13 protein-coding genes, 21 tRNA genes and 2 rRNA genes are annotated in these 24629 nt (G+C 41.4%); 34 read left to right on the top strand and 2 right to left on the bottom strand.

Going from position 1 to position 24629, the window contains the following annotated elements:
• The first annotated feature begins 178 nt into the window (after window positions 1-178).
• From CCK98_RS26660 to CCK98_RS26525, 28 genes are all read left to right on the top strand, one after another.
• Window positions 179-3114 (top strand): 23S ribosomal RNA (locus CCK98_RS26660).
• A gap of 127 nt (window positions 3115-3241) precedes the next feature.
• Window positions 3242-3358 (top strand): 5S ribosomal RNA (gene rrf, locus CCK98_RS26655).
• 9 nt (window positions 3359-3367) lie between these two features.
• Window positions 3368-3443, top strand: a tRNA-Val gene (locus tag CCK98_RS26650).
• Between the two features lie 32 nt (window positions 3444-3475).
• Window positions 3476-3551 (top strand) — tRNA-Thr (locus CCK98_RS26645).
• 56 nt (window positions 3552-3607) lie between these two features.
• Window positions 3608-3683, top strand: a tRNA-Lys gene (locus CCK98_RS26640).
• A 13-nt stretch (window positions 3684-3696) separates the two neighbouring features.
• Window positions 3697-3781, top strand: a tRNA-Leu gene (locus CCK98_RS26635).
• 14 nt (window positions 3782-3795) lie between these two features.
• Window positions 3796-3870, top strand: a tRNA-Gly gene (locus CCK98_RS26630).
• 10 nt (window positions 3871-3880) lie between these two features.
• Window positions 3881-3969: transfer RNA gene (locus CCK98_RS26625), tRNA-Leu, on the top strand.
• A gap of 22 nt (window positions 3970-3991) precedes the next feature.
• Window positions 3992-4065: transfer RNA gene (locus CCK98_RS26620), tRNA-Arg, on the top strand.
• A 6-nt stretch (window positions 4066-4071) separates the two neighbouring features.
• Window positions 4072-4148 (top strand) — tRNA-Pro (locus CCK98_RS26615).
• Window positions 4149-4165: 17 nt separating this feature from the next.
• Window positions 4166-4238, top strand: a tRNA-Ala gene (locus CCK98_RS26610).
• A gap of 21 nt (window positions 4239-4259) precedes the next feature.
• Window positions 4260-4336: transfer RNA gene (locus CCK98_RS26605), tRNA-Met, on the top strand.
• An 8-nt stretch (window positions 4337-4344) separates the two neighbouring features.
• Window positions 4345-4421 (top strand) — tRNA-Ile (locus tag CCK98_RS26600).
• Window positions 4422-4440: 19 nt separating this feature from the next.
• Window positions 4441-4533 (top strand) — tRNA-Ser (locus CCK98_RS26595).
• A 22-nt stretch (window positions 4534-4555) separates the two neighbouring features.
• A tRNA-Met gene (locus CCK98_RS26590) sits at window positions 4556-4629 on the top strand.
• A 2-nt stretch (window positions 4630-4631) separates the two neighbouring features.
• Window positions 4632-4708: transfer RNA gene (locus CCK98_RS26585), tRNA-Asp, on the top strand.
• Window positions 4709-4867: 159 nt separating this feature from the next.
• Window positions 4868-4943: transfer RNA gene (locus CCK98_RS26580), tRNA-Phe, on the top strand.
• 27 nt (window positions 4944-4970) lie between these two features.
• Window positions 4971-5046, top strand: a tRNA-His gene (locus tag CCK98_RS26575).
• A gap of 17 nt (window positions 5047-5063) precedes the next feature.
• A tRNA-Gly gene (locus tag CCK98_RS26570) sits at window positions 5064-5137 on the top strand.
• A gap of 6 nt (window positions 5138-5143) precedes the next feature.
• Window positions 5144-5220, top strand: a tRNA-Ile gene (locus CCK98_RS26565).
• Between the two features lie 31 nt (window positions 5221-5251).
• Window positions 5252-5326: transfer RNA gene (locus CCK98_RS26560), tRNA-Asn, on the top strand.
• 3 nt (window positions 5327-5329) lie between these two features.
• Window positions 5330-5420: transfer RNA gene (locus CCK98_RS26555), tRNA-Ser, on the top strand.
• Between the two features lie 8 nt (window positions 5421-5428).
• Window positions 5429-5500 (top strand) — tRNA-Glu (locus tag CCK98_RS26550).
• A 588-nt stretch (window positions 5501-6088) separates the two neighbouring features.
• Entirely contained in the window at window positions 6089-8032 is a 1944-nt protein-coding gene (glgB, locus tag CCK98_RS26545) for a 1,4-alpha-glucan branching protein GlgB (RefSeq protein WP_088089349.1), read from the top strand.
• Window positions 7980-9125, top strand: coding sequence for a glucose-1-phosphate adenylyltransferase (locus CCK98_RS26540; RefSeq protein ID WP_088089348.1), 1146 nt, complete (start codon window positions 7980-7982; stop codon window positions 9123-9125). Before glgB ends, CCK98_RS26540 begins: the two co-directional genes overlap by 53 nt.
• 22 nt (window positions 9126-9147) lie before the next feature.
• Entirely contained in the window at window positions 9148-10179 is a 1032-nt protein-coding gene (locus CCK98_RS26535; protein WP_088089347.1) for a sugar phosphate nucleotidyltransferase, read from the top strand.
• On the top strand, window positions 10176-11627 hold the full coding sequence (gene glgA, locus CCK98_RS26530; RefSeq protein ID WP_088089346.1) for a glycogen synthase GlgA: 1452 nt from the start codon (window positions 10176-10178) through the stop codon (window positions 11625-11627). The genes CCK98_RS26535 and glgA overlap by 4 nt, the downstream gene beginning before the upstream one ends.
• Entirely contained in the window at window positions 11617-14013 is a 2397-nt protein-coding gene (locus CCK98_RS26525; RefSeq protein WP_088089345.1) for a glycogen/starch/alpha-glucan phosphorylase, read from the top strand. The genes glgA and CCK98_RS26525 overlap by 11 nt, the downstream gene beginning before the upstream one ends.
• Window positions 14014-14269: 256 nt before the next feature.
• On the opposite strand, the gene CCK98_RS26520 is transcribed toward CCK98_RS26525, so the two are convergent.
• Window positions 14270-15600 (bottom strand): IS3 family transposase gene (locus tag CCK98_RS26520; protein WP_088087180.1). Its coding sequence is split into 2 segments (ribosomal slippage): window positions 14270-15228 and window positions 15228-15600, totalling 1332 coding nucleotides; the frame shifts between segments, so codons are not numbered across the junction.
• A 135-nt stretch (window positions 15601-15735) separates the two neighbouring features.
• The gene (locus CCK98_RS26515) at window positions 15736-16671 is read right to left on the bottom strand and encodes a 1,4-dihydroxy-2-naphthoate polyprenyltransferase (RefSeq protein ID WP_088089344.1); all 936 of its coding nucleotides are present in this window, start codon (window positions 16669-16671) and stop codon (window positions 15736-15738) included.
• A gap of 357 nt (window positions 16672-17028) precedes the next feature.
• Between CCK98_RS26515 and CCK98_RS26510 the strand changes: the two genes are divergently transcribed.
• The 6 genes from CCK98_RS26510 to menC all read left to right on the top strand — a co-directional run bounded on the left by CCK98_RS26510 (window position 17029) and on the right by menC (window position 24520).
• Complete coding sequence (locus tag CCK98_RS26510) at window positions 17029-18429, top strand: isochorismate synthase MenF (protein ID WP_088089343.1); 1401 nt, start codon at window positions 17029-17031, stop codon at window positions 18427-18429.
• 1 nt (window position 18430) lies between these two features.
• Window positions 18431-20179 (top strand): 2-succinyl-5-enolpyruvyl-6-hydroxy-3-cyclohexene-1-carboxylic-acid synthase, encoded by a 1749-nt coding sequence (gene menD, locus CCK98_RS26505; protein WP_088089342.1) that lies wholly within the window; start codon window positions 18431-18433, stop codon window positions 20177-20179.
• Window positions 20180-20992 (top strand): 2-succinyl-6-hydroxy-2,4-cyclohexadiene-1-carboxylate synthase, encoded by an 813-nt coding sequence (menH, locus tag CCK98_RS26500; protein ID WP_088089341.1) that lies wholly within the window; start codon window positions 20180-20182, stop codon window positions 20990-20992.
• Window positions 20993-21010: 18 nt separating this feature from the next.
• Window positions 21011-21829, top strand: a complete 819-nt coding sequence (menB, locus tag CCK98_RS26495; RefSeq protein WP_088089340.1) for a 1,4-dihydroxy-2-naphthoyl-CoA synthase — start codon at window positions 21011-21013, stop codon at window positions 21827-21829.
• Between the two features lie 91 nt (window positions 21830-21920).
• Entirely contained in the window at window positions 21921-23414 is a 1494-nt protein-coding gene (locus CCK98_RS26490; protein ID WP_088090550.1) for an o-succinylbenzoate--CoA ligase, read from the top strand.
• The gene (gene menC, locus CCK98_RS26485) at window positions 23414-24520 is read left to right on the top strand and encodes an o-succinylbenzoate synthase (RefSeq protein ID WP_088089339.1); all 1107 of its coding nucleotides are present in this window, start codon (window positions 23414-23416) and stop codon (window positions 24518-24520) included. The genes CCK98_RS26490 and menC overlap by 1 nt, the downstream gene beginning before the upstream one ends.
• Window positions 24521-24629: the final 109 nt, after the last annotated feature.

Below are 24629 nucleotides of genomic sequence, written 5' to 3'. Positions count from 1 at the left end.
CAGACAAAACAGTTTGTGACACGATCTTTGTTTGTTTAGTTTTGAGAGTACAATTCTCTCAAAGCTTTTTTTAATCGTTCTTTGAAAACTAGATAATCGTAATGAAGAAGTCAATGTAAGAACCGAGTCAAAGCCATTTTAGTTTTCTCTCTTATGTAAGTAAGAGAATAACCTTTTAGGTTAAGTTAGAAAGGGCGCACGGTGAATGCCTTGGCACTAGGAGCCGATGAAGGACGGGACTAACACCGATATGCTTCGGGGAGCTGTAAGTAAGCTTTGATCCGGAGATTTCCGAATGGGGGAACCCACTGTTCGTAATGGAACAGTATCTTTACCTGAATACATAGGGTATGGAAGGCATACCCGGGGAACTGAAACATCTAAGTACCCGGAGGAAGAGAAAGCAAACGCGATTCCCTGAGTAGCGGCGAGCGAAACGGGACATAGCCCAAACCAAGAGGCTTGCCTCTTGGGGTTGTAGGACACTCAACATGGAGTTACAAAGGAACGGGGTAGATGAAGCGACCTGGAAAGGTCCGTCATAGAAGGTAAAAACCCTGTAGTCGAAACTTCGTTCCCTCCTGAGTGGATCCTGAGTACGGCCGGACACGAGAAATCCGGTCGGAAGCAGGGAGGACCATCTCCCAAGGCTAAATACTCCCTAGTGACCGATAGTGAACCAGTACCGTGAGGGAAAGGTGAAAAGCACCCCGGAAGGGGAGTGAAATAGTTCCTGAAACCGTGTGCCTACAAGTAGTTAGAGCCCGTTAATGGGTGATAGCGTGCCTTTTGTAGAATGAACCGGCGAGTTACGATCCCATGCAAGGTTAAGTTGAAAAGACGGAGCCGTAGCGAAAGCGAGTCTGAATAGGGCGTATGAGTATGTGGTCGTAGACCCGAAACCAGGTGATCTACCCATGTCCAGGGTGAAGTCCAGGTAACACTGGATGGAGGCCCGAACCCACGCACGTTGAAAAGTGCGGGGATGAGGTGTGGGTAGCGGAGAAATTCCAATCGAACTTGGAGATAGCTGGTTCTCTCCGAAATAGCTTTAGGGCTAGCCTCACGTAGTAAGAGTCTTGGAGGTAGAGCACTGTTTGGACTAGGGGCCCTCATCGGGTTACCGAATTCAGACAAACTCCGAATGCCAAAGACTTATCCGTGGGAGTCAGACTGCGAGTGATAAGATCCGTAGTCAAAAGGGAAACAGCCCAGACCACCAGCTAAGGTCCCAAAGTATACGTTAAGTGGAAAAGGATGTGGAGTTGTTTAGACAACCAGGATGTTGGCTTAGAAGCAGCCACCATTTAAAGAGTGCGTAATAGCTCACTGGTCGAATGACTCTGCGCCGAAAATGTACCGGGGCTAAACGTATCACCGAAGCTGTGGATTGACATCTTAGATGTCAGTGGTAGGAGAGCGTTCTAAGGGCGTTGAAGCTAGACCGTAAGGACTGGTGGAGCGCTTAGAAGTGAGAATGCCGGTATGAGTAGCGAAAGATGAGTGAGAATCTCATCCACCGAATGCCTAAGGTTTCCTGAGGAAGGCTCGTCCGCTCAGGGTTAGTCGGGACCTAAGCCGAGGCCGAAAGGCGTAGGCGATGGACAACAGGTTGATATTCCTGTACCACCTCTTTATCGTTTGAGCAATGGGGGGACGCAGGAGGATAGGGTAAGCGCGCTGTTGGATATGCGCGTCTAAGCAGTTAGGCTGAGAAGTAGGCAAATCCGCTTCTCACATAAGGCTGAGCTGTGATAGCGAGGGAAATTTAGTACCGAAGTTCCTGATTCCACACTGCCAAGAAAAGCCTCTAGCGAGATAAAAGGTGCCCGTACCGCAAACCGACACAGGTAGGCGAGGAGAGAATCCTAAGGTGAGCGAGAGAACTCTCGTTAAGGAACTCGGCAAAATGACCCCGTAACTTCGGGAGAAGGGGTGCTTTTTGAGGTGAATAGCCTCGAAGAGCCGCAGTGAATAGGCCCAGGCGACTGTTTAGCAAAAACACAGGTCTCTGCGAAGCCGCAAGGCGAAGTATAGGGGCTGACGCCTGCCCGGTGCTGGAAGGTTAAGAGGAGGGGTTAGCTCACGCGAAGCTCTGAATCGAAGCCCCAGTAAACGGCGGCCGTAACTATAACGGTCCTAAGGTAGCGAAATTCCTTGTCGGGTAAGTTCCGACCCGCACGAAAGGCGTAACGATCTGGGCACTGTCTCAACGAGAGACTCGGTGAAATTATAGTACCTGTGAAGATGCAGGTTACCCGCGACAGGACGGAAAGACCCCGTGGAGCTTTACTGTAGCCTGATATTGAATTTTGGTACAGCTTGTACAGGATAGGTAGGAGCCTGAGATACGTGAGCGCTAGCTTGCGTGGAGGCGTCGGTGGGATACTACCCTGGCTGTATTGAAATTCTAACCCGCACCCCTGATCGGGGTGGGAGACAGTGTCAGGTGGGCAGTTTGACTGGGGCGGTCGCCTCCTAAAGAGTAACGGAGGCGCCCAAAGGTTCCCTCAGAATGGTTGGAAATCATTCGCAGAGTGTAAAGGCACAAGGGAGCTTGACTGCGAGACCTACAAGTCGAGCAGGGACGAAAGTCGGGCTTAGTGATCCGGTGGTTCCGCATGGAAGGGCCATCGCTCAACGGATAAAAGCTACCCCGGGGATAACAGGCTTATCTCCCCCAAGAGTCCACATCGACGGGGAGGTTTGGCACCTCGATGTCGGCTCATCGCATCCTGGGGCTGTAGTCGGTCCCAAGGGTTGGGCTGTTCGCCCATTAAAGCGGTACGCGAGCTGGGTTCAGAACGTCGTGAGACAGTTCGGTCCCTATCCGTCGTGGGCGCAGGAAATTTGAGAGGAGCTGTCCTTAGTACGAGAGGACCGGGATGGACGCACCGCTGGTGTACCAGTTGTTCTGCCAAGGGCATCGCTGGGTAGCTATGTGCGGACGGGATAAGTGCTGAAAGCATCTAAGCATGAAGCCCCCCTCAAGATGAGATTTCCCATAGCGCAAGCTAGTAAGAACCCTGAAAGATGATCAGGTTGATAGGTCAGAGGTGGAAGCGTGGTAACATGTGGAGCTGACTGATACTAATCGTTCGAGGACTTAACCAATTTTTAAAGGCAGCTCGTTTTTACAAACTTCTTCTGCATTATCTAGTTTTGAGGGAATGAAAAAAAAAAAAATTCCTCTTGAAAAATATGAAAAAGACATTATAATAAAATAGTGTCGAATAAATGGTCTGGCAATAATGGCGAGAAGGTCACACCCGTTCCCATACCGAACACGGAAGTTAAGCTTCTCAGCGCCGATGGTAGTTGGGACACGCGTCCCTGTGAGAGTAGGACGTTGCCAGGCTGTAAATATGGAGGATTAGCTCAGCTGGGAGAGCATCTGCCTTACAAGCAGAGGGTCGGCGGTTCGAGCCCGTCATCCTCCACCATATTTACCTATAAATAATATTAAATACTATTTGCCGGGGTAGCTCAATTGGTAGAGCAACTGACTTGTAATCAGTAGGTTGGGGGTTCAAGTCCTCTCGCCGGCACCATACTTCTTGCTTCATTGGTTTATATTAGCCGAAGCAATAGAGAATCATCTTACGATGAGCCATTAGCTCAGTTGGTAGAGCATCTGACTTTTAATCAGAGGGTCGAAGGTTCGAGTCCTTCATGGCTCACCATTTAAATGAATATGCGGGTGTGGCGGAATTGGCAGACGCACCAGACTTAGGATCTGGCGCCGCAAGGCGTGGGGGTTCGACTCCCTTCACCCGCACCATTTAATTTCCATATGCGGAAGTAGTTCAGTGGTAGAACATCACCTTGCCAAGGTGGGGGTCGCGGGTTCGAATCCCGTCTTCCGCTCCAATTATTTTAAGCCGGGGTGGCGGAACTGGCAGACGCACAGGACTTAAAATCCTGCGGTAGGTGACTACCGTACCGGTTCGATTCCGGTCCTCGGCACCATTTAGGTTAATTAAATTTATATGCGCCCTTAGCTCAGCTGGATAGAGTGTTTGACTACGAATCAAAAGGTCGGGAGTTCGAATCTCTCAGGGCGCACTTTAACGGGAAGTAGCTCAGCTTGGTAGAGCACTTGGTTTGGGACCAAGGGGTCGCAGGTTCGAATCCTGTCTTCCCGACCATTCTTCTTACTTCTTATGGGGCCTTAGCTCAGCTGGGAGAGCGCCTGCTTTGCACGCAGGAGGTCAGCGGTTCGATCCCGCTAGGCTCCACCTTAATTAAATAGTATATTTGGCGGTGTAGCTCAGCTGGCTAGAGCGTACGGTTCATACCCGTAAGGTCGGGGGTTCGATCCCCTCCGCCGCTACCAAATTTTGAGGACCTTTAGCTCAGCTGGTTAGAGCAGACGGCTCATAACCGTCCGGTCGTAGGTTCGAGTCCTACAAGGTCCACCATTAGTTTCATAATGTACACGGAGGAATACCCAAGTTTGGCTGAAGGGATCGGTCTTGAAAACCGACAGGCGGGTCATACCGCGCGGGGGTTCGAATCCCTCTTCCTCCTCCATAATTTTAATAATTTTTATTGTCGCGGGGTGGAGCAGTCTGGTAGCTCGTCGGGCTCATAACCCGAAGGTCGCAGGTTCAAATCCTGTCCCCGCAATTGGTCTGGTAGTTCAGTTGGTTAGAATGCCTGCCTGTCACGCAGGAGGTCGCGGGTTCGAGTCCCGTCCAGACCGCCATTTTCATTTGGCAAAGTAATATAGCTCAGTAGCTCAGTCGGTAGAGCAGATTGCTCACATCACTGCAAAAGCTTCTATGGCAATCTGCGAGAAAGAACGAAAGTTCTTTTGAGCAAAGGACTTACAGTAATATAAGATTAGGGTACCATCCTTATTTTTGGCTCAGTAGCTCAGTCGGTAGAGCAAAGGACTGAAAATCCTTGTGTCGGCGGTTCGATTCCGTCCTGAGCCACCATTTTAATTAAATAGAATTTTTATTGTGGCGATTGTGGCGAAGTGGTTAACGCACCTGATTGTGGTTCAGGCATTCGTGGGTTCGATTCCCATCAGTCGCCCCATAATAAATATATTATATGCGGGTGTAGTTTAGTGGTAAAACCTCAGCCTTCCAAGCTGATGATGAGAGTTCGATTCTCTTCACCCGCTCCAATTTATGGGCCTATAGCTCAGCTGGTTAGAGCGCACGCCTGATAAGCGTGAGGTCGATGGTTCGAGTCCATTTAGGCCCACCATATATCTTTTCACAGCAGCAACTTTAATTGTTCCGCAGTAGCTCAGTGGTAGAGCTATCGGCTGTTAACCGATCGGTCGTAGGTTCGAGTCCTACCTGCGGAGCCAAACGGGGAAGTACTCAAGTGGCTGAAGAGGCGCCCCTGCTAAGGGTGTAGGTCGGGTGACCGGCGCGAGGGTTCAAATCCCTCCTTCTCCGCCATATATTAAGGCCCCTTGGTCAAGCGGTTAAGACACCTCCCTTTCACGGAGGTAACACGGGTTCGAGTCCCGTAGGGGTCATACAAAAAAACTGATAACAACATGTTATCAGTTTTTTTGTTGATCTATTAAAGAAAGCTATAGAATACGTTTATGATTTCAAAGAGCTATAGGATACAATTTAAAGACTTTTTATCGAACTAATGATGCCAATAAGTCCCTTTGGCTCGATTTTACAGAAACTCTCCGCTTTTTCCATGAGATGTCTAAACCTATAAATCCGCTTGAATGTCCAAATTCTTAGAACCATAAGAGGACGCCTTTTATACAAAGAAAGTTATATTGATATAACTTTTAGTATCCTCCTCTCCTTAGTGAAAGCCCTGATAACGCTTACATCCGCGACAATTCCCCCTATTTTTGATCTATCATTAAAATAACATTTTTTGAATGAAAATCATAAAAAAACTAAAAAAAATTTATATATTTTTGGCGATTACTGATAGAAAAATTGGTGTATAGTGTCGAAGTTTGTCGCACCATAGGTTTTTATGGCATATCGCCTCAATTATTGTCAGAAAAGATAAAAAAGTTTTATGAGGAATATTGATTAATAGCCATTATAATTGGTCTTTGAAATACTTATTTTCATTGGGAATGAGGAGAGCCATGACAGTGAATACGTTTTTTCCGACTGACTATCAGTTACATTTATTTCACGAGGGAAATTTTTTCCAAAGTCATCAGCTTTTTGGCGCTCATATCTTTAAGAATTCCGATAAGGTTTATACACGATTTTGCGTATGGGCCCCTAATGCAATGCAGGTTAATCTTGCGGGGGATTTTAATAACTGGAATGGTGAAGGGTATGAATTGCAAAAGGTTAATGATGAGGGAGTTTGGATTCTGATTGTTAATAGGGATCTAACAGGGAAGCTTTATAAGTATGAAATTATCACACATTCAGGTGAGAGGCTGCTAAAATCAGATCCATTTGCTTTTTATTCTGAAATAAGACCGAATACAGCTTCTATTGTTTATTCGTTAGACCATTATGAGTGGCAAGACAATCATTGGATGAATCGAAGAGGAAAAAAGAACCTTCTATCTGAGCCAGTGGTAATTTACGAAGTGCATTTGGGTTCATGGAAAAAGAAGGAAGACGGCGAATATCTAAGTTATAAAGAATTGGCATTGGAACTTATTCCATATGTAATTGAGCACGGATTTACACATATAGAGTTATTACCTCTAGTCGAACACCCTCTCGATGCCTCATGGGGTTATCAAGGAACAGGGTACTTTTCTGTTACATCCAGGTATGGGACACCAGATGAATTTAGAGAATTTGTTGATCTGATTCATCAACATGGTATTGGGGTTATTCTTGATTGGGTGCCTGGTCATTTTTGCAAGGACGCTCATGGCCTTTACCGTTTTGATGGGACTCACATTTATTCCTATAGCACAGCTAGCGACAGAGAGAATGCTGTTTGGGGAACTGCCAACTTTGACCTTGGAAAAGGAGAGGTACAAAGTTTTCTAATCTCAAATGCCCAGTTTTGGATTGACTATTTCCATATTGATGGTTTCCGAATGGACGCAGTAGCTAATATCATTTACTGGCCGAATGGCTCAAATGAGATGCGTGAAAACCCATTTGGAATTAACTTTTTGAAAAAATTAAACCAACATGTTCATGAGTATGAACCATACTTTTTAATGATTGGTGAAGATTCAACAGAATTTCCTAATGTCACAACACCAGTTACATACGGTGGGCTTGGCTTTGATTATAAATGGAATATGGGCTGGATGAATGACATGCTTGAATATATGGAAACTCCACCTTACTCGCGCTCACATGTTCATTCTAATGTAACGTTTTCATTTTTATATGCCTTTTTAGAAAACTTTATGCTGCCATTTTCTCACGATGAAGTGGTACATGGAAAAAAATCACTGCTCGATAAGATGCCAGGCGATTATTGGGAGAAATTTGCACAACTTAGACTCTTGCTAGGGTATATGTTTGCTCATCCTGGAAAAAAACTTTTATTTATGGGTTTTGAACTGGGCCAGTTTTCTGAATGGAAAGATAAAGAACAGCTCGATTGGAACTTAATGGACTATGAGATGCATCAAAAATTAAATGCCTACGTAAAGTTTTTAACTAAATTCTATAAACGTTCAAAGGCACTTTATGAACTCGATCATTTACAGGACGGATTCGAATGGATAGATGCCAATAATAGCCACCAATCTGTTTTCTCTTTTATGAGAAAAGGGAAAAAGTCTGAAGAAACATTAGTGGTTATTTGCAATTTTACTGGTGTCAATTACCCAATGTATAAAATTGGTGTTCCTAAATCCGGTGAGTATCGAGAAATTTTCAATAGTGATCATATAGAATACGGTGGAGCTGGATTGGTTAATAAAAAGACTATCATAGCAGAAGAAGAACCATTCCATGGCCAGCCATTTTCATTAAATCTAGCAATTCCCCCATTTGGATTTCAAATCATCAGACCAGTTAAAAAGAGGAAGGAGCGAAAAGGAAATGGCAAAGAAGAAGTGCGTAGCCATGTTATTAGCAGGAGGGAAAGGAAGTAGGCTTAATTCGCTGACAAAGGATCTTGCGAAACCAGCTGTTCCTTTTGGAGGTAAATATCGAATTATTGATTTTGCATTGAGCAATTGCGCCAATTCTGGCATCGATACGGTTGGGGTATTAACACAATACCAACCATTGTTATTAAATTCCTATATTGGGATTGGAAGCGCATGGGATCTTGACCGAAAGGATGGCGGGGTAACTGTATTACCACCGTATGCTGAATCTTCCGAAGTAAAATGGTACACAGGCACTGCAAGTGCGATTTATCAAAACCTTAATTACCTTAAACAATACCAGCCTGAATATGTGCTAATCCTATCAGGTGACCATATTTACAAAATGAACTATGAGAGTATGCTTGAATATCATATTGAAAAAAGGGCAGACGTAACTATTTCTTTAATTGAAGTTCCTTGGAATGAAGCCAGTCGTTTTGGGATCATGGATACAGACGAAGAACTAAGAATTGTCGATTTTGACGAAAAACCGGCGAATCCAAAAAATAATCTTGCTTCGATGGGCATTTATATTTTTAACTGGAATATACTTAAAGAATATTTAGAAATGGATGACCGTGTTCCTGAATCGAGTCATGATTTTGGTAAAGATGTGATTCCGATGCTTTTAGAGGAAAATAAAAAATTGTTTGCTTATCCATTTAAAGGCTATTGGAAAGACGTGGGTACGGTCCAAAGCCTCTGGGAAGCTAATATGGATCTACTAAGAGAAGAATGTGACTTAGATTTGTTTGATCACGGATGGAGGATTTATTCAGTTAACCCGAATCAGCCGCCACAATATATTTCTCCGAGTGCGGTGGTTAAAGAGTCACTTATTAATGAGGGATGTACAATAGAAGGGGAAGTAGAGAAATCAGTTCTTTTTCAAGGGGTTACTGTTGGAAAGGGATCAACTATTTTAGAGTCGGTCATAATGCCGGATGCGATCATTGGTAATAATTGTTTGATTGAAAGGGCCATAGTACCTTCTGAAGTGAATGTTCCTGACGGGACAGTTATCCGCTCGTTCGATGAAGAGATTATTCTAGTTACTAATGAAATGTTAAGCGGGTTATACCCTGCTTTTTAATATAATACAGGAGGGACTTGGATTGAAAAAAAAGCTACTAGGAGTCATTGATGCCACAACATACCATGAAGATTTGGAAGATTTATTAACACATCGCTCACTTGCTGCCCTGCCTTTTGCAGGAAGATATCGTATTATTGATTTTGTGCTATCGAATATGGTGAATTCAGGTATTCGAAGTGTGGCAATATTTCCAAAAATGCAGTACCGTTCACTGATGGATCATCTAGGTTCAGGGAAAAACTGGGATTTGGATCGAAAACGGGATGGCCTTTTCTTTTTCCCATCTCCAATAGTTGATTACGATGGAAATACAATTGGTTCTTTTGAGAATTTTGCAGCAAATTTAGACTTCTTTTATCGCAGCACGCAAGAGTATTCGATTATTTCCAATTGCTATACGGTTTTTAATATGAACTTTAGACCAATCTTAGATTGGCATATCAATTCAAGATGTGACATTACCGAAATCCATCAAAAGGATGGAGCTTCGATGGAGATGTACTTAATCAAAACATCCCTACTTATTAAGCTGATTGAAACGCGTAATGAAACAGGGTATACCTGTATGAAGGATGTTGTAAATGATATTGAAAATATTTACTCGATTTGTAACTATGAATATGACGGTTATTCCGTGATGATAGATTCGATCGAAAACTATTTTTCTACTAGTATGAATTTGCTACAGTCGGATGTCTGGAAAAAACTTTTTATTAAAGAACAGCCGATTTTCACAAAGGTAAAGGATGAGCCGCCAACGAAATATAATAAAGGGTCTGTTGTAAAAAATGCAATGATTGCCAATGGATGTTTAATTAGCGGTTCAGTAGAAAATAGTATTATATCCCGAGGTGTAAAGATTGGAAAAGGTGCAGTTATTAAGAACTGTATCATTATGCAAAAGTGCCAGATCGAAGATAATTGTTATCTGGATTCCGTTATTTTAGATAAAGATGTGAAAGTTGAAGCAGGAACTAAATTAACTGGAACAGCGGGGTCACCATTTGTGGTTCGTAAAGGGACAAAACAAGGAGCGTTGATGAACTCGTGAAAGTACTATTTGCCGTTTCGGAATGTGGACCATTTGCAAAATCGGGTGGACTTGCCGATGTTGCTGGTTCCCTTCCAAAAGAATTAAAGAGTTTGGGAACTGATGTCAGAGTTATTCTACCTAAATACGGAACAATTTCAGAAGAATTTAAGAGTGAGATGAAAAAGGTTAAAGAATTTACTGTTTCTGTTGGCTGGAGAAATCAGTATTGCGGAATTGAGGAGCTCACACACCAGGGAGTTACATTTTATTTCGTAGATAATGAATACTATTTTAAACGAGAAAATTTATATGGATATTTTGATGATGGGGAAAGATTTGCTTATTTTAATAGGGCTGTCTTAGACACACTTGCCCAGCTAAACTTTTTTCCAGATGTGTTACATTGCCATGACTGGCACACGGCGATGATTCCTTTTCTGTTACGAACTGAATATTATAAAAGAAAAGGTTACGGCTTAATGCGTACTGTTTTTACGATTCATAATCTTCAATTCCAAGGGATCTTTCCAAAAGAGGTGTTGGGAGACTTGTTAGGAATGGATTACAATTCCTTTCACACTGGTCACTTAGAGTTTTTCGGAAATATCAATTATATGAAGGGTGCTCTTGTATCTGCAGACAAAATTACGACAGTTAGCCCAACCTATAAAGAAGAAATTCAAACACCTGTATTTGGTGAAAAGTTAGACGGTCTCTTAAGAGAAAGAAATGATGACTTAATTGGGATTTTAAATGGGATTGATGAAGATTTCTATAATCCTGTTTCCGATCCATTAATATATCAAACATATACGGCTGATAATCATCAAAAAAAATCAATCAACAAAAGTGAGATTCAAAAACATTTTGGATTACCACAATCTGAGCTTACACCTTTATTAGTCATGATTACAAGACTGACAAGGCAAAAAGGACTTGATTTAGTTAAATATGTCCTTCGTGAAATTTTGCAGGAGGATCTGCAGGTCATTATCCTTGGAACAGGTGATTATGAATACGAAGAACATTTAAGACAGGCCGCACGTATTTATCCTGAAAAATTAAGGGTTCATACCGGTTTTAATGAAGGGCTTGCCCATAAACTTTATGCCGCTGCAGATTTATTTTTGATGCCATCCCAATTCGAACCATGCGGGCTTGGACAGTTGATTGCAATGAAATATGGTGCGATCCCGATCGTTAGGGAAACTGGCGGCTTAAATGATACAATAAAACCTTGGAACGAATTTACTGGAAAAGGAAATGGATTTTCTTTTTCAAATTTTAATGCCCATGATATGCTCTATACAATTAAAAGAGCACTAGGCGTTTATCACGATTCAAAATCGTGGAAATCGATTGTAAAACAAGCAATGGAAATGGATTATAGCTGGGCACAGTCAGCATATAGCTATAACCAGTTATATGCAGAGATCGTTGCAAGGAGTGAAACACATGTTTTCTAATACGGTCGAGTTTAAGGAAACTTTTCTAAAAAGGATTGAGATGGTATGTGGGAAGAGTTTCCCTGAAAGCTCAGCCAGGGATCACTATCAAACCCTTGGAACAATGATTAGCGAATTTGTAAGTAATGATTGGATTACTACAAACGAGCTCCATTTGGCGGCAAAGGGGAAGCAGGTTTATTACCTCTCTATTGAATATCTTTTGGGGAAATTACTAAGACAAAATCTAATTAACCTTGGTGTGGAAGAGACGGTGCAAGCAGGCCTAGAGGAATTAGGAATCGATCTAGGTGAATTAGAGGAATATGAGGCAGATGCAGGCTTAGGAAACGGCGGCTTAGGAAGATTAGCTGCCTGTTTTCTAGACTCACTTGCATCACTTAATCTGCCGGGTCATGGTCATGGCATTCGTTACAAACATGGCTTATTTGAACAAAAAATTGTTGATGGCTATCAAGTAGAATTGCCGGAACAATGGCTAAGGAACGGAAATGTTTGGGAAATCCGTAAAACCGATAGTTCCATCAAAATCCCATTTTGGGGTAAGGTGGAAACAAAGATGGAAAATGGCCGACTTGTGTTTCATCATCTACATGCTGAAACGGTCACCGCAGTACCTCACGACATGCCGGTCATCGGCTATCAGTCAAAAACCATCAATACACTAAGACTTTGGAATGCAGAGCCTTCCCAATTTCCCTTACACGAGGATATTTTAAAATATAAACGCGAAACGGAAATGATTTCTGAGTTTTTATATCCTGATGATACCCATGATGAAGGAAAGGTATTAAGATTGAAACAGCAATACTTTTTGGTATCTGCTAGTATACAATCTATTTTAAAGACCTATCGGAAACAACACAGCAGCTTAAAACAACTCCATGAACATATCTGTATTCACATTAATGATACACACCCTGTCCTGGCCATTCCCGAGTTAATGAGAATCCTAATTGATGACGAAGGATTTGATTGGGAACAGGCATGGCACATTACAAAACATACTATTTCTTACACCAATCATACCACCTTGTCAGAAGCGTTAGAGAAATGGCCAATACATATTTTTCAACCGTTGCTTCCAAGAATATTTATGATTGTAGAAGAAATCAATGAACGATTTTGCCATGAACTTTGGGAGCAAACACCAGGTGATTGGGAGCGGATTAAGGGACTAGCCATCCTTGCCGATGATTATGTAAAAATGGCTCATTTGGCTATCGTCGGAAGCTTTAGTGTGAATGGTGTGGCGAAACTGCATACTGAAATATTAAAGAAACGCGAGATGAATCAATTTTATCAATTGTTTCCTGATAAATTTAACAATAAAACGAACGGAATTGCCTACCGCCGCTGGCTGTTAAAAGCGAACCCAAAACTATCTTCATTGATTACAGATACGATTGGGTCTGCATGGACATATAAAGCTACGGAGCTTTCCCAATTACTTAATTATCAAAACGACACTTCGTTTTTAGAGCAATTGTTAAAAATAAAGAAAGAAAACAAACAAACACTTGCCAAGATTATTTTCGATAAGACGGGAACTGCCGTTGATACTGGTTCAATCTTTGATGTACAAGTGAAGCGGCTCCATGCTTATAAGCGGCAGCTTTTAAATGTCTTACATATTATGCATCTCTATAATCGGATCAAAGAAGATTCAAGCTTCAAGGTTGTTCCAAGGGTGTTTATTTTTGGAGCGAAAGCATCTCCAGGATATTATTATGCGAAGAAAATCATTAAGTTAATAAATACAGTTGCTGAAAAAGTTAACAATGACCCATTTATCAATGACAAAATTAAAGTGATTTTTCTTGAAAATTATCGTGTTTCTCTTGCGGAGAAGATCTTTCCTGCAGCAGATGTCAGTGAACAAATCTCCACGGCTAGTAAGGAAGCTTCTGGAACAGGTAATATGAAGTTTATGATCAATGGGGCATTGACGGTGGGGACCTTGGATGGGGCCAATATAGAAATTCGTGAATTAGTCGGTAATTCCAATATATTCACGTTTGGACTAACTGCAGATGAAGTTCTTCACTACTATCAACATGGCGGATATCAATCCGATGAATATTACCATCACGATTATCGAATTCGTCAAGCCGTTGACCAGCTTGTAAATGGCTTTTTCCCTGGTGTTTATAATGAATTTGAACCAATATTCGATTCACTCCTTCAGGAAAATGATCAATATTTTGTTTTAAAGGATTTTGCTTCCTATGCAGAAACACAAGGTTCCATTGGAGAAGCGTTTATTGACCGATTACGTTGGCAGCAAATGAGTCTAAATAATATCGCCCAGGCTGGTTATTTTTCAAGCGATCGTACGATTCAGGAATACGCAGACGATATATGGGGAATAAAGCCTCTACAATAAGAAAAGCGCAAGCGCCCTGTTCAGCGGCGTATGGCCTGGAGCGCTCCAACTGAGATAAAGGAAACACGAAGAGCCGAAGGTGATTCGATGTTGACTTATCGTAGGGCGGAGAGCGAAGGACACTAGCCGCTAAGGCGCTGGAGCTGGACAATTTTCAAAGTCGAAATTTATATTTTCTTATCTTATAAAAAAAACTTCTGCCAGTCTATTGAACTGTGACCCATAAAATGGACAGTCTAAAAAAAGACCGAATATTTTAAGCTGCTAATAAGTGACTCCGGTATTGTGCCGGAGTCATTTTATTTAGGCTCCATTGATATCTGTTGGTGTTGTACTCCTCAATATAGGTTCCTATCAATCCCTGTAATTCCTCAAAGCTCTGACATGAAGAATAATCTACTTCATCCTTTAAATGACCAAAGAATGATTCCATTGGGGCGTTATCCCAGCAATTTCCCTTACGGGACATAGACTGAGTAAGCTTTAGCTTTTTCACTCTTTTTTGAAATTCTGGATGCGTGTAATGGAATCCCTGGTCTGAGTGAATCATAGCTTCCGGATGAACTAGATCACCAAGTGCTACAGAGAGTTTATCCAATGTACAATAAACAAGATCCATCTTTAATGTTCTGGACAAATGATAAGCAACAATTTCCCTTGTCGAGGAGTCCTTTACACAAGACAAATAAGCCGGTTGCGCTGCTCCATAGTACACATAAGTAATATCCGTTAGCAATACTTTTCCAGGCTCACCTTGGTCAAATTCTCGATTTAATAGGTTAGAGAGAGTCTTATGTTCTTGGGTAGCTTTAGCCATTTTTTTGTAAGGATTAATTTGGCGAACCTTTGCCACTAAATTAAACTTCCTCATAATCCGTCGGATTTTTTTGTGATTCATTTCCACAAAATAGTCATTCTCTAAAATCATTTTGATAGTAAGTGCTCCAGCGAAACCCTTTTTCTTATCAAATATTTCCTTGATTAACTCATAATCATTCCAATCATTCTCTTCTCGATCAGACCGCATGCTTTCAGCCTTTACCCAAGCATAATATCCACTTCTGCTTACCTCTGCCTTCTTACAGAGGAATTTCACCATATGTATAAGCCCAAACTTTCTAATAGTTTGTTCGATAAGCATATACTTCTCTGAAACGGTTACTTTTTCTTCTTCTTCGCCTGCCTTTCTAGTTCGTCTAACTTTTTTAAGAATTCAAGCTCCGCTTCTAGGAATTTAATTCGTGCTTCAGCTTTCTTTAAGTTATCCTCAACTGAAAGAGGCTTTGAAGAGGGTCTACCAGTGCTTGCTTTTCCACGCCTTTCTGTGAAGAAACCATCCTCCCCAAACTGCTCAAATGTTTTCCTCCAGCGTTTTAAACATTCACTAGGTTTATCAGACCCAATCATTTCTAAGTCAAATCCATGTTCAATAAAAATTTGGGCAGGTCCTTTACCATTTGAATTTTCTTTAATTGCTTCTACCTTAAATTCAGGCTTATATGCGATAGAACGATCCGATACGTGTTGTACATTTGGATTCTGTTCTAGTAGTTTCATTTGAATTTCATTAAAAATAATTTTACTCATTATATGTCCTCCGCTCACATCATTGAGTTTGATTATAAACGGGTTTTTGTGAAATGGACACAGAAAAACCCGAATAAGGGACTTTTTATAAAGTGTCCATTATTCGGGTTATAGTTCATATGGCAGAAGTTTTTTTTATAAGTAATGCCCAGCGAAAATTCCGATTGCTAATAAAAACCCAAATATCGTATTGGTTTGGGCTGTTGCTTTCATCGCTGGTGCCATTTGAATCGGCAGGGTATTTTCAATAAATCCTTTGGTTGCTTTAACAGCCTTTGGGGCGCTAAGAATTACAAGTGCTGTCCAAATTGGTAAAACACCAATAATGATGAGTCCCAAAACCCAAAGAAATGAAAAAGTGAACATCCCTGTTAATAAGTAAATAGCACCTTTCTTACCTAATAGAATAGCAACTGTTTTACGGCCGTTTTCTTTGTCGCCATCCAAATCACGGATGTTATTCGATAACATAATCATACCAACCAATATCATACTTGGAACTGAAACGAGAATACTTGTGCTGCTGACTGTTCCCGTTTGAATAAAGAAGGCGATTAAAATAATCAGCATCCCCATAAAGAAACCTGAAAGAATTTCACCAAATGGTGTATAGGCGATCGGGAAAGGACCTCCAGTATAAAAATATCCCACAGCCATACAAATTAGACCTACAACAGCTAACCACCAGCTGCTATTTGCGCAAATATAGATCCCTAATAATAGGGCAATTCCATAAAAGCCAAACGCAAGATTTAGGACTGTTTTGGGTTTGATTCCGTCACGAACAATCGTACCGCCAATCCCAACGGATTGGGCAGTATCCAGACCGCGTTTGAAATCGAAATATTCATTAAACATATTGGTTGCAGCTTGAATCAATAAACTCGCTAAAAGCATGGCAAAAAATAGACCAAAATGAATTTTCCCATACTTAAGGGCTAATGCCGTACCAAGCAGAACTGGTACGAATGCAGCGGTTAATGTATGTGGGCGGGTCATTTGCCACCAAATTTGAAAGCCGCGGTTTGATTCAACTACAGGATTCGAGCTTTGCTGTATATTTGGTTGCATAGTATCTCTCCCTTTTTAGTTTTTTTCTCTCTATTTAAAGGTTTAGAATCGATTATTTGATGGGCTTTGCCCAAAACTAAGTGTATGAAATTCAAGGAATAGTGTCAATTAATTTTTCTTATCAAATTTGGAAGATTATACCTGTTTGATTATTATTGGATGGTTGGTGGGAAAATGAAACTAATTAAATGAGAATACTTATTTTAACAGTAAGATGAAAACTTAAGATATAATACGGAATGATGAAGGTTTGCTAGTGACAAGTATTACTGACTTCTTTACAATGAGAGTAGTATGTTAAAATTTGCATTAATATGAATGGATAACAGTCATTTCGGCTGTTTTGGAGGGATTTGTTTGGTTACCATTCAAGAATTGGAAATAATGGAACGAGGTCTTTTGGCGGTTAATAGGGCAAAAGAACTTGGCCGGCCCATTTTAATTAGTGAAGTTCATAAAATGGACACGATTAACCCACTATCATTTTTTAATATAGGAAAAGAACATTATCGCGGGGAACGATTTTTCTGGAAGGACCCAACGGACGAAACGGTGCTAATTGGGCTTGGGATTTCGAAACAAATTCAGACGGATCAGGCTTCTGACCGCTTTTTTCATGTTGAAAAGGAATGGGAAAAATTTTTAGAGGACTGCCTCATTTTTAATCCATATACAGAAGTTGGTATAGGACCTGTCATGTTCGGGGGCTTCTCTTTTGACCCCTACAAGGATAAAACAGACCTATGGTCCAAGTACGCTGATTCATTGTTCCACATACCCAAATTTTTATTGAGTATCATTCGCGGTCAAACGTATTTAACCACGAATACAGTTTGTACTCCACATGAGGATCCTTATTTATTTAAGAAAGTGAGCAAAGAGAGAAATCAGCTATTAAATTCGCTCCATCAGAATGAACGGATGAGTACAGCGTCACTTCTAGAAACGCGAGAGATTGAACCAGAGGAGTGGAAAAAAGCTGTTGACGGAGTTGTGAAGGAATTAACAGAAGGCCCGCTTAAGAAGGTCGTTCTCGCCCGAGAATTGCGGCTTGTATTTGACGATCAGGTAGAGGCAGAGGATGTATTGAATAATTTATATATGCAGCAGCATGAAAGCTTTATTTTCGCATTTGAATCGAATGGTGATTGTTTTATTGGGGCATCTCCAGAAAGACTAGTGAAAAAACATGGCAATGAGGTTTATTCTACCTGCCTTGCCGGTTCTATTTCACGGGGGAAAACCGAACAAGAAGATTTGAAATTAGGTCAAATGTTATTAAATGATCAAAAAAATCTGATTGAGCATGGTTTCGTTGTTGAAATGATTAAAGCAGCACTTGAAGAATCATGTGAAGAAATTATCCTGCCTGACAAGCCGCAGTTGATGAAGATACGGGATATTCAGCACCTATATACACCTGTTATCGGAAAATGCCATAAGGATGCTTCCTTGTTGTTATTAGTCGAACGACTTCACCCAACACCAGCACTCGGCGGACTGCCTAAGGATGAAGCAGTTGTAAAGATTAGACAAGTAGAGGAACTGGACCGTGGATTCTATGCTGCTCCTTTAGGGTGGGTGGACTACAGAAAAAATGGCGAATTTGCTGTTTCGATTCGATCTGGACTGATCCAGGGGGATGAAGTATCGTTGTTTGCAGGTTGTGGAGTAGTAGCAGATTCTGACTCAGAAAGTGAATATTTGGAGACGAGCTTGAAATTTAAACCAATGCTCAGAGCCCTTGGAGGAAATTAATATGAATCATCAAGAATCATTAACAGCCTATATAGCCGCCGTAGTTGCTGAACTTATTTTTTCGGGAGTTACGGATGTAGTTGTTAGCCCTGGTTCAAGGTCAACTCCAATGGCGATGATCATGGCAGAACATCCTGACTTGAAAGTCCATATCCATGTAGATGAACGGTCAGCGGCTTTCTTTGCGTTGGGAATTGCAAAGTCGTTAAATAAGCCAGTTGCCATACTTTGTACTTCAGGTACAGCCGCAGCAAACTATTTTCCTGCGATTGTTGAAGCGCGTTATGCTCGGGTACCATTGATTGTACTTACAGCGGATCGACCACATGAACTGAGAGAGGTTGGTGCCCCACAGGCAATCGACCAAATCCATTTATATGGGAAGCATGTGAAATGGTTCTCCGAAATGGCATTGCCTGAAAAAAGTGATGAAATCATCCGCTATGCCAGGACCGTTTGTGCCCGGGCAGTTGCGATTGCCACTAGTGCCCATTCTGGTCCTGTACATTTGAATTTTCCTTTCAGAGAGCCGCTAATTCCAAAGATGGATGATGAGCTCTTCCAGCTTAATGAACGACCAAATGGGTATATAAAAGTTCAAAACGGGGACTTAACCCTTTCAGATGAACATTTTCAGGAAATAGCTGAAAGGCTTAATAAGACAAATAAAGGTGTTATTATTTGTGGAAACATGGGAGATGCTGAATTTCCTAACACGGTTACGCAATTAGCTGAGAAATTAAATTTTCCAATCATTGCAGACCCCTTATCACAATTAAGAAGTGGGCAACATAGCCTTAAAAATATCATTGAAACTTATGATACCTTCCTAAGGAATGAAGATGCAAAAACCTTCCTTAAACCAGAAGTTGTTATTCGATTTGGTGCGATGCCAATATCAAAAGCATTAACGATCTTCTTAAAAGAAAATGGAGATGCTGAACAATTTGTGATTGATGGCGGCGGAGGCTGGCGTGATCCTTCATCCTTGTCAACCAGTATGATCTTTTGTGATGAATCGGTATTCTGCAAGAAGCTATTGTCATATACGAATGAGAACCCCTCATCCCAATTTTTAACGAAATGGAAAAAGGTAAACGGGTTAACCAAAGAAAATATGAATGCTCTAAGAGATATAACAGAATTAAGTGAAGGCAAACTATTTTATCAATTAGCCGATATGGTACCAGAGGGTGCTACCCTTTTTGTTGGCAATAGTATGCCAATTCGCGACTTGGATAGTTTTTTTATTAACAATAATAAAGCCATCAAAGTAATGGCGAACAGGGGAGCCAATGGGATCGATGGTACTGTTTCGACCGCTTTAGGTGCAGCTTTATACTCAAAATCCTTATACCTTGTCCTTGGCGATTTAACTTTTTTCCACGACTTAAATGGTCTGATTGCAGCAAAGTTGTACAATATTGATATTAATATTCTTCTGGTTAACAATAATGGAGGCGGAATTTTTTCCTTCCTTCCTCAATCGGAGCATCCTAAGAATTTTGAACTGCTGTTTGGAACCCCACTAGATCTAGAATTTGAGCATTCGGTTAAGATGTTTAAGGGTGAATTTACGAAGATTGAAGATTGGGACCATTTAGGGTCAGAAATGATGAAGGCTACGAATCAAACGGGGTTAAAAGTATATGAACTTAGAACAAACAGAGACGTTAACCGTGACGAACACCGCGGATTTTGGAACTTTGTTTCCCGGGAAATATCGAACTTTGTCAAAGGTGAACATTAAATGAAGATTGTTAGCGACGGGATTCAATATCATGTCGAAGTGTACGGGGAAGGATCTATCCCGCTTGTTCTTTTACATGGATTTACCGGGGACAGCTCGACATGGACTCCTTTCTATGATGCTTGGGAGAAGCAAATGAAACTAATTAATCCTGACATCATTGGACATGGAAAAACGGAATCACCCGATGTACTTAGTCGATATCAAATAGAGTCAGTTGCGAAGGATCTAAAAACGATCCTTGAACATTTAGATGTTAAGCAAGTAGATCTACTTGGTTACTCAATGGGTGGAAGACTTGCCCTTACTTTTGCCCTGCTTTTTCCTGAGCGGGTCCGTAAATTAATACTTGAAAGTGCCTCACCAGGTCTGGCAACAGAAAATGAAAGTCAACTTCGCCGTATGAAAGATGCGGAACTTGCTAAATTTATTAAAGAACAGGGGATAAGCTCGTTTGTAGATTATTGGGAAGGGATCCCCCTTTTTCAAACGATGAAACGATTGCCTTCAGCACAAAAGCAGGTCATAAGAGAACAACGTTTAAACAATTCGCCTACTGGGCTCGCGAACAGCCTGCTTGGGATGGGAACCGGATCTCAGCCTAACTGGTGGGGGAAATTAAACGAACTAACTTGCGAGGTCATGCTGTTAACGGGTGAAGAAGATAAAAAGTTTTGTGATATTGCGGATAAAATGATGAAAGAGCTAAAAAATACCTCTTGGGTGGTTATTGAAGGTAGTGGGCATGCAATTCATGTGGAAGAACCAGAAAAGTTTGGTACAATAGTAAGTGACTTTTTGTCAAAAGAATAAATAAGGGAGGATTTCATTTTGACAGTAGAATGGATTGCAGGACGCAAATATGAGGAAATTCTATATGAAACATACAATGGTATTGCGAAAATCACCATTAATCGTCCACATGTACATAATGCATTTACACCGAGAACTGTTTCGGAATTAATTGATGCTTTTGCCTTCGCACGAGATGATTCTAGCGTAGGAGTTATTATTTTAACTGGAGCAGGAGATAAGGCATTTTGTTCAGGTGGTGACCAAAAAGTTCGTGGCCATGGGGGATATGTTGGAGAGGATCAAATTCCTCGTCTAAATGTTCTTGACCTTCAGCGCCTTATTCGTGTTATTCCAAAACCTGTTATCGCAATGGTAAAAGGATATGCCATCGGTGGTGGTCATGTGCTGCACATTGTGTGTGACTTAACGATTGCAGCGGATAATGCTATTTTCGGACAAACTGGACCGAATGTTGGAAGCTTTGATGCTGGATACGGCTCAGGCTACCTAGCTAGAATTGTTGGACATAAAAAAGCTCGGGAAATCTGGTTCCTATGTCGTCAATACAATGCCCAAGAGGCACTTGATATGGGCTTGGTGAATACGGTTGTTCCGCTTGAAAGAGTAGAGGAAGAAACGATTCAATGGTGTAGTGAAATACTTGAGAAAAGTCCAACTGCCCTTCGTTTCTTGAAAGCAGCCATGAATGCTGATACAGACGGATTAGCTGGTCTTCAACAATTTGCTGGCGACGCAACCCTGCTTTACTATACAACCGATGAAGCCAAAGAAGGCCGTGATTCATTTAAAGAAAAGCGTAAGCCTGATTTTGGTAAATTCCCTCGTTTTCCTTGATAGTTTTTACCAGCAGCTTGATGGTTTCCATCAGGCTGTTTTTAATAGAAAATCTGGGAGAAAGCAAGGCAGATTAGGAAAGGTGACAATTATGCAAAGCGAAATGATGCCTAATTTTTTGAAGAAAAGAGCGTTTCTAACCCCTGAACGAACAGCGGTGTATTTTCAGGAACAAACCATAACCTTTGGCGAACTCTACCAACGTTCTTATCAAGTTGCAGGACAGCTACAAGGGTTAGGAATGCGAAAAAGCCAATATGTTGGTGTTTTATTAAAAAGCAACCTAGATACAGTTGTCATATTATTTGCCCTTCAACTATTAGGGGTTCGGGCTGTAATTTTGAACAACCGCCTTTCTCCGTCGGAACTAGTATGGCAGCTAATTGATGCAAAGGCCGTCTCTTTAATAATTGAAGATACTTTTTCTGAAACAAAAACGTTCATAAATAGTCAAATTCCATCAATTTGTTCGCTGACAAAGGCAGAGATATTTTTCGGCAGTCAAAACGCGCCCATTATTCAGGAAGAAATCAGCTTATCAGAAATTTGTACGATAATGTATACGTCCGGAACCACTGGAAATCCCAAGGGGGTAATCCAAACCTATGGAAATCACTGGTGGAGTTCCGTTGGTTCAGCCTTAAATTTAGGATTTATTGAAGGGGATTCCTGGCTTTGTAACGTTCCGCTTTTTCATATTAGCGGCTTTTCAATTTTAATGCGCAGTGTCATATATGGAATGCCGATCGTTCTCCACGAGCACTTTGATGTTGAAGAAACCATTCATGATATTCATGATAAAAAAGTGACCATCATGTCAGTTGTTGGTACTTCCCTGCGACGAATAGTTGATGATCTTCGAGAGAGGCGCCTGCCTAATCATTTTCGGTGTATGCTTCTGGGAGGAGGACCTGCACCATTACCATTACTCCAAGCGTGTATAGAAAAAGAAATTCCTGTCTTCCAAACCTATGGAATGACCGAATCCTCCTCGCAAATCGTGACACTTTCTCCAGAATATAGTCTGACGAAGCTAGGCTCGGCAGGAAAGCCATTGTTCACCTCGCAGCTTCAAATAGTTGCAGAAGATGGTGGTCTGGCTCCCTCAGGTATGCCAGGTGAAATTGTCATAAAAGGACCCAATGTTACCCCAGGGTATCTATTCCTTCCTGAAGTAACAGAAGAAAAGTTTATTAATGGCTGGTTCCACACGGGAGATGTGGGCTACTTAGATGAAGAAGGCTTCTTATATGTACTCGATCGGCGTTCTGACTTAATTATTTCAGGGGGAGAGAATATTTACCCTGCAGAAATTGAGGCAGTTTTGTTAGCCCATCCGGATGTTTCAGAGGCTGGTGTGACAAGTTTAGAGGATGCTGAGTGGGGACAAGTGCCGATTGCTTATATTGTAAAAAGAGAAGGAACAAATCCTTCGGTTGGAGCACTTGAGCAATTTTGTAAAGAGCGTTTAGCCAAATATAAAGTCCCTAAAGCATTTTATTTTACTAAGGAACTGCCTAGAAACGCATCTAAAAAAATACTCCGCCGAGAGCTCCGGGAGTGGGTGAAAGAGGAGACCCGGTAATGAAGATAGCAGCAGTAGAGTTAAATGTCATTCAAATGCCATTAAATGACCCGTTTCTGACCCATTTAGGAGCCGTGAAGAACCGTGAGGGAATAATCATTAAGATAACCAATTCCGATGGTGTATCAGGGTTTGGAGAGGGCGTTGCCTTTTCTACTCCGTGGTACACAGAAGAAACGGTTAAAACAAGTTTACATATGTTAACTGATTTTTTGATTCCACTCCTTCAAAAAACACCCATAAACCATCCTGAGGAGGTCTCTCAGCTGTTTAGCTCGGTAAGAAGGAACAATATGGCTAAGGCTGCCTTAGAAACAGCTGTATGGGATTTATTTGCGAAGAGTCATTCGCTGCCACTATCAAAACTCCTTGGGGGAACACGGTCTTTGATTGTGTCAGGGGTTGTAGTGGCCACAGATTCCACTAAAAATGCACTCCAGCAAATTGAGCAATATCTTGAGGACGGTTATCAAAGAATTAAAGTTAAAATAAATCCACAGCAGGATTATGCTTTTCTTTCTGAAATTCGCCGTTTTTATCCTGAACTGCCTATCATGGCAGATGCGAATTCTGCCTATACGATTAAGGATATCGAACGAATAAAAGCACTTGATGACTTTAACTTGCTGATGATCGAGCAGCCGCTGGGCTATGATGATATTCTTGAACATGCCTTGCTTCAAAAAGAAATTAAAACACCTATATGTTTGGACGAAAGCATTGTCAGCTATGATGATGCTCGAAAAGCCATCGAGTTCGGAAGTTGTCAGGTAATTAATATTAAAGTGGGCAGGGTAGGGGGCTTGTATGAAGCGAAACGAATTCATGACTATTGCTTCGAAAAGGGCTTACCGGTTTGGTGTGGGGGTATGATCGAGTTTGGGGTTTCTCGCGCCCATAATATTGCACTCGCCTCATTACCAGGATTTTCGATCCCAGGAGATATCTCTGCTTCTAATCGCTTTTGGGAGGAAGATATTATAACTCCTGAAGTAACCGTTGAAAACGGATTTGTCAAAGTCCCATCCAGTCCTGGGATTGGATTTGAAATAAACGAAAAAAGATTACAGGAAACCTTGCTAATGAAAGAAACATTTGTTTTATAAAAATGTTTTTATAAAGCTTATAGTTAATTTTGGAACAATGTTGATTGGAGCAGAAGGCGCGAAGACTCCTGCGGGAGGACGGGGCAGGGGAGACCCCGCAGGCGCTTAG

It is taken from the genome of Bacillus sp. OV166 (genome assembly GCF_900177675.1).
Lineage (GTDB): Bacteria > Bacillota > Bacilli > Bacillales > Cytobacillaceae > Neobacillus.
This window is presented reverse-complemented; position numbering and strand designations above follow the sequence as displayed.

Bases quoted from the DNA above. Each gene is read 5' to 3' on its own strand.
- glgB (WP_088089349.1), top strand. From the start codon at position 6,089: ATGACAGTGAATACGTTTTTTCCGACTGACTATCAGTTACATTTATTT.
- CCK98_RS26540 (WP_088089348.1), top strand. From the start codon at position 7,980: ATGGCAAAGAAGAAGTGCGTAGCCATGTTATTAGCAGGAGGGAAAGGA.
- CCK98_RS26525 (WP_088089345.1), top strand. From the start codon at position 11,617: ATGTTTTCTAATACGGTCGAGTTTAAGGAAACTTTTCTAAAAAGGATT.
- CCK98_RS26515 (WP_088089344.1), bottom strand. From the start codon at position 16,671: ATGCAACCAAATATACAGCAAAGCTCGAATCCTGTAGTTGAATCAAAC.
- menD (WP_088089342.1), top strand. From the start codon at position 18,431: ATGAATCATCAAGAATCATTAACAGCCTATATAGCCGCCGTAGTTGCT.
- menH (WP_088089341.1), top strand. From the start codon at position 20,180: ATGAAGATTGTTAGCGACGGGATTCAATATCATGTCGAAGTGTACGGG.
- CCK98_RS26490 (WP_088090550.1), top strand. From the start codon at position 21,921: ATGCAAAGCGAAATGATGCCTAATTTTTTGAAGAAAAGAGCGTTTCTA.
- menC (WP_088089339.1), top strand. From the start codon at position 23,414: ATGAAGATAGCAGCAGTAGAGTTAAATGTCATTCAAATGCCATTAAAT.